Origin of the sequence: Hyphomicrobium sp. (genome assembly GCF_036780825.1) — a bacterium.
GTDB lineage: Bacteria > Pseudomonadota > Alphaproteobacteria > Rhizobiales > Hyphomicrobiaceae > Hyphomicrobium_C.
The window spans coordinates 21214-27340 of record NZ_DAIQCD010000038.1 but is presented as its reverse complement, the minus strand read 5'-3'; the positions used below and the strand labels follow the sequence as shown (position 1 = coordinate 27340).

Annotated in this window: 4 protein-coding genes; 2 read left to right on the top strand and 2 right to left on the bottom strand. The window is 65.4% G+C overall.

What is annotated here, in order from left to right; all coding sequences use genetic code 11:
* The coding region (locus tag V7P99_RS12745) for a porin (RefSeq protein WP_333795205.1) at window positions 1-533 on the bottom strand (533 nt) is incomplete at its 3' end.
* A 717-nt stretch (window positions 534-1250) separates the two neighbouring features.
* On the opposite strand from V7P99_RS12745, the gene V7P99_RS12740 reads away from it, so the two are divergent.
* Window positions 1251-2822, top strand: a complete 1572-nt coding sequence (locus tag V7P99_RS12740; protein ID WP_333795204.1) for a glucan biosynthesis protein — start codon at window positions 1251-1253, stop codon at window positions 2820-2822.
* Window positions 2759-4813, top strand: coding sequence for a glucans biosynthesis glucosyltransferase MdoH (gene mdoH, locus V7P99_RS12735; RefSeq protein ID WP_333795203.1), 2055 nt, complete (start codon window positions 2759-2761; stop codon window positions 4811-4813). The genes V7P99_RS12740 and mdoH overlap by 64 nt, the downstream gene beginning before the upstream one ends.
* Window positions 4814-4916: 103 nt before the next feature.
* Here mdoH and V7P99_RS12730 read toward each other — a convergent pair whose 3' ends face one another.
* Entirely contained in the window at window positions 4917-6125 is a 1209-nt protein-coding gene (locus tag V7P99_RS12730) for a molybdopterin molybdotransferase MoeA (RefSeq protein ID WP_333795202.1), read from the bottom strand.
* Window positions 6126-6127 lie beyond the last annotated feature (2 nt).

The window sequence follows — 6127 nt, the reverse complement described above, 5'->3', positions numbered from 1 at the left end:
ACGAGTGAGCCCGAGCCGTCGACCAGGATGGCGGTGTTGTCAGACGCCTGCGACTGGCGACCGACGCTGATCTTGCCGAGGCTTTCGCTCTTCAGGAACCAGTAGCTCTGAAGCGGGGTCACCTTCGTCCAATCACCGACGAGGCCCGGCCGCTGATAATCCTGGTTGAGCGCGAGGCTGTCGTTGTTCGACATCTCGAGATGCAGAACGTAACCGGCGGTCCAGCCCGGAATGATGGTGGCCTGGCCGGTAAACTTCACGTTGGAAGCCAGCGTGGTGCCGATGTCGCCGACGTAGGTGTTGCTCTCAACACCGTCGTCCCACCACATCACCTGCTGGGCGACCCAGCCGGAAACGGTGAGCGAAACCTTGCGGTTACCCTTGCGGGCCGTCGTCGCTTCGAGCTCGGCGATGCGCTCCTCGAGGTCGGCGCAGCAGTTCCCCCCAAGGTCTGCTGCAGATGCGCTGGTTACGGACAGGCCACCAACAAGGAGGCCAGCCGCCGCCAAGGCGCATAGGCTTTGCTTTTTCATTTACCTTCTCCCGTCTACTAACTTCGAAACGGGCGCTTGACGCATCTCGACGCCACGCGCACACAAGCTCGAAAGACAGCGGTAGTACGACAGACGAATCACCGCCTCGGCGAAGATACTACGCAGATCTCGCTCGGGCTTGGAATGGCGAAGATGCTCTATCCAGAGGATTCCAACTGTCGTGTTGCGTGATTGCAACGGGTCGTGTGGCGCGCGTAACATGCTGAGGTTAAAATTTATTTTCCAAAGAATCGACGCCGTCACTGAAAATTATGTCCGTGTGCGTCATAGGCTGTGGCCGAGCATTACAGGTGACGCTTACGTGTGATCCAGGGCTGCATGGCCCGGGAAATCGGCCCGATATGACGGGAAGGATTGGACGGTCATGGACCGGCGGCACGCATCGAGGAGCAACGGGCTGAGGGCCGCCCGGAAGAGGCGCCCCGCGCGGCCCATGGCCCTCGATCAAGTGTGCGGCTTCATGCGTGCGGTCGGCCTGTCTGCACAACTCGCAAAGCTTGGCGGTTCGCCAGTAAATGTTGCCACAATCGAGGTTTATCTGCCTCTTGCGGCGCGGGCGCATCCTGTGCCGAGGGAGTCCGGACTGCTACGGGGGAACGTTCGAACGGCCTCGATTGGTGTGAACGAGACACCGATGCGAGTGAGGTTCGGCGCGCAGCAGGACGGAGGAGGACTATCTCCGGAATTGATTCACACATGAGCGATGACCGTGGCATGGGCTTGAGCCCGAACCGCCGCAGAGTATTGACCGGAGCCGGCGCGTCCGCGCTCGCCGCGTTCGCCGAGCAGGTGCTTGGCGTTTCGGAGGCGTTGGCCCAGGCCGCCGAGCCGCGCCCAGAGGCCTCTTTTGCGGCCGATCATGTGCAGAAGCTGGCCAAGGAGCTGGCGGCGCGCGATTTCGTAAAGCCGCGCATCGATCTGCCCGAGCCGTTCAACGCGCTCTCGGCCGAGCAATACCGCGACATTCGCTTTCGTCCCGAGGCCTCCGTATGGCGCGGAGAGAACCTCGGCTATGAGGTGCAGCCCCTGGCGCTCGGCTGGCTCTACGAAACGCCCGTCGAGATCTGGATCGTCGAAGCGGGCAACGCGCGCCTGCTGCGTGCCGACAGCACGAATTTCTCCATCGGGCCGTCGATCGAAAAGGCTCCCGACGCCGCTCCGTTCGCTTTCTCCGGATTTCGCGTCAACGGCCCGCTCAACACGGCCGATGCACTGTCCGAGTTCGTGTCATTCCAGGGTGCGAGCTACTTCAAGGCCGTTGGCCGCCAGCAGGAGTATGGCCTTTCGGCGCGGGGCTTGGCCATCAATACGGCGCGCCCGGCGGGCGAGGAATTTCCCGTCTTCCGCGCCTTCTGGATTGAGAAGCCGGCGCCCTCCTCTGACGAGATCGTCATTCATGCTCTGCTCGATAGCGAGAGCATCGCCGGCGCCTATCGCTTCACCATCCATCCCGGACGCCTGACGGAGATCGAGGTCGAAGCCACGCTCCATCCGCGCCGTTCCCTGCCGCATGTCGGCATCGCGCCGCTCACCAGCATGTATTTCCTGGGGCCGGCGCAACGGCGCATCGAGCGCGACTACCGGCCGGCCGTGCACAATAGCGAAGGTCTCGCCGTGGTGAACGGGAACGGCGAGCGGCTTTGGCGTCCGCTGACCAATCCCAAGATGCTGCAGACCAGCGCCTTCGTGGACAAGGACCTGAGAGGGTTCGGCTTCGTCCAGCGCGATCGCAGCTTCGCCGGCTATCAGGATCTCGAGGCGCGCTTCGAGCGCCGTCCCACGGTCTGGATCGAGCCGCGGGGAAGCTGGGGCGGCGGCTACGTCGAGCTGATCGAGATTCCGATCAGCGAAGAGATCCACGACAACATCGTCGCCTACTGGAAGCCTTCGAAGCCGCTCGAGCCGGGCACGGCCTATACCTACGCCTACCGCATGTCCTGGGGAGACGAGGTGCCGGCGGTCTGGTCCGGAACCTCGGTGCTGAAGACCCAGGTGGGGGCAGGGCGCGAACCCGACACCACGCTGTTCGTTGTCGACTTCGCCGGCCCCGCCGTGCGCGATGCCCGCGAGATGCCCGTCGCCGACCTCAACGTCACGGCAGGAACCACATCCGGGCTCAGCGTGCAGCGCCATCCCGACATCGCGGGCTTTCGCGTCAAGTTCGCGCTCAATGCGGCAGGAACCGAGTTGGTGGAGCTGCGTTTATGTCTGAAGCTGGCCGGCCAGTTGATTTCGGAGAACTGGCTCTATCGATGGACGAAAGCATGAACGATAAGGAGCCTGCCGTCGGTGCAGCGGATTCCTCCTCTATGCCAGTCCCTCCCCGTCCCGAAAGCCTTCATCACGACGCGAGCGATCCGGCACTTCTTCCGGAGCCCGCTCCACTCGCGATGCCGGTGCAGGATTTCTCCGAGCGTCGCGGGCAAGTAAGCCGTCGCCAAGGCGGAGCCAGTCTCCCGCGCATGGCAGTATTTCTCGGCGCTGCGCTCATGACGGCAGCGTTCGCTTACGAGCTCTACGGCGTGCTCGCGTTCGTGCAGGTTACGCCGATCCAGCTCTTGTTCCTCGTGCTGTCGACGATCACCTTCGCATGGATCTCCGTCGGCACGCTGTCGACGGCCCTCGGCTTCCTGCCTCTCTTCGCGGGCGAGAACGCCGACACCATCCCCATTCCCGACGCGGATGGCCCGCTCGCCGGCCGCACTGCGCTTCTGTTTCCGGTCTATCATGAGGAGCCGGCGCGGATCGCCGGCACCATTTCGGCCATGGTCGAGGAACTCGCCTCGCTCGGCAAGGCGGACGCTTTCGACATCTTCGTTCTGTCCGACACGCGCGGCGCCGATGTGGGCGTGGCCGAGGAGGCTGCCTACGCGGCGCTCGCCCACAGTCTCAGGGATGAGGCCCGCGTCTATTATCGCCGGCGCATCGAGAACACGGGCCGCAAGGCCGGAAACATCAAGGATTGGGTCGAGCGCTTCGGCGGCGCCTACGAGACGTTCGTGATCCTGGATGGCGACAGCATCATGTCGGGCGTGGCGCTCGTCCGTCTTGCGCGCGCCATGGAGAGCGACCCCGACGCCGGCTTGATCCAGACCGTGCCCAAGCTCATCGGCGGCAAAACGCTTCTGCAGAAGCTGATGCAATTCGCGGCCAACGTCTACGGCCCCCCGACGGCGGCGGGTCTCGCCTTCTGGAGCAGGGACCAGGGCAATTACTGGGGCCATAACGCCATCATCCGCACGGAGGCGTTTGCAAGCGCGGCGGGGCTGCCCGTCCTGCCGGGACCGGCGCCGTTCGGCGGACATATCCTGAGCCATGACTTCGTGGAGGCCATGGCGCTCCAGCGTGCGGGCTGGGGCGTGCACATGGCCTCGTCGATCGAGGGCTCCTTCGAGAGCATGCCGCCGAGCCTGACCGACCTGATCGTTCGCGACCGTCGCTGGTCTCAGGGCAATATCCAGCATCTGGCGCTCATCGCGCGCCCCGGCGTGCCAGGCATGGGGCGTGTCCATCTTCTGATGGGGGCACTCTCCTATATCATCTCGGCGGTGTGGGCTGCCGCGCTCGCGGTGGGCCTCGTGCTCGCCCTTCAGGGACAGCAGCTCCTGCCCAGCTATTTCACCGATGACAAGACGCTCTTCCCGATCTGGCCGACCATCGACCCTGGGGCGGCTATGCGCCTCTTCATCGCCACGATGGCGGTCGTCTTACTGCCGAAGGTGCTGGGACTGGCGCTCGAGCTGAAGCGTGCCCGGCGTGCCCGCGAGCTGTTCGGGGCCGCGCGCGCCTTTGCGGGGGTGGTGACCGAGACGGTGTTCTCGATGCTCTTCGCACCGATCATGATGATGACGCAGACGTCATCGGTGCTGCAGATCTTTCTTGGGCGCGACGCCGGCTGGAAAGCGCAACGGCGTGACGACGCTGCCATGGAGCTTGGCGAGGCCATGCGCTTTCATTGGCCGCACATGCTGGTCGGCATTGTCGTGACGGTGGTGTGCTGGGAGACGTCTCCGGGGCTGCTCGTGTGGATGTCGCCGGTCGTGCTCGGCCTCGTTCTGTCCGGCCCGCTCAATTGGCTCACGTCTCAGAATGCCGGCCCGGCCATGACGGCGATCCTGTCGACGCCCGTCGAACGGTCCCCGGCCTCGATCGAGCTCAGAACGCTGCGCCATACCGACATCTGGCGCGACCGCCTCGTCGCCCTTCAGCAGGAGCCCGACGCCACCAGAGAGCGCTCGCGCGAGCTCGTCGCTGCATAGAGCCTGATCGTTCGAGGTCGACGCGGACACGCGACAACCGAGAACGTGAATCAGTTTCTCAAATGAAAACTTAAGGTGCGTCCACGCCTTAAAGACGAGTCCCTCAGCGGCCGAAGCGCACCACCTGCACCGCCTCGCCGGCGCTTGCTGCAGGAACGTCCGGTTCGCGCCAGATCAGGCAGTCGGCGCGCGAAAGTGCACTCAGCAGCGAGCTATCCTGAGACGACAGCGGCGTCACGGTCGGTGTCCCGTTCATGCCGCTTCCGAGCGTCGCGCGCATGAGATGCAGGCGCGGGCCGTTGGGTTCGAGCGGCTTCGTCAGGAACGCTGGTTCGGTCGGGTGCTCCGCCGCGCGCGGCATGCCGAGCAAAGCGCGGATCAATGGCACGAGGAACATCTGCGCGGTGACCAGCGCCGACACGGGATTTCCTGGCAAGCCGAGCACGCGCATGGGGCCGAGACACCCGAACATCAGCGGTTTACCCGGCCGCAGCGCAATCTTCCAGAAGGCAAGGTCGAGCCCCGCTTTTTCGAGCGCCGGCCCGACGAGATCGTGGTCGCCTACGGATGCCCCGCCGATGGTGACCAGAATGTCTGCATCCCGCGCGGCGTCGATCCGCTCAGCCAGCGCCTCCATCCGGTCGGGTGCGATGCCGAGATGACGCGCGACGCCACCGGCGCGCTCCACGAGCGCCGCAAGCCCGATGGGGTTCGAGGAGACGATCTGGTGCGGCCCCGGCAGTGTCCCGGGCGGAACGAGCTCGTCGCCGGTGGCGAGCAAAGCCACGACCGGCCGGCGCGCAACCCGCACGGCGCCATGACCCATGGCAGCGGCGAGCGTCACCGTGTGCGCATCGAGACGCCGCCCCCTCTCGAGCAGCACGTCGCCTTCCGAAAAGTCGTTTCCAGCAACGCGGATGTTGGCGCCGCTCCGCGTCCCCTCGGTCGCGACGATCGTCTCGCCCTCGCGCGCGACGTTCTCCTGGATCACGACCGTGCCGCATCCTGCCGGCACCGGCGCGCCGGTGAAGATGCGCACCGCTTCTCCCGGGCCCACGGAGCCGGAGAACCCACGGCCCGCGGCCGACTCGCCGACGACCGTCCAGCGATCGCCGATGGTTGCCGCGCCCTCGCCATGGATTGCATACCCGTCCATGGCGGAGGCGTCGAACGGCGGCTGCGTGAGGCGCGCGGCAAGATCCTCCGCCAGCACGCGCCCGTCAGCCGCCTCGATCGCGACGGTTTCTTCCGCCGGCGGCCCGATATCGGCGAGCACGCGGGCAAGCGCGGTGGCGACGGGAAGCAGCGCCATGA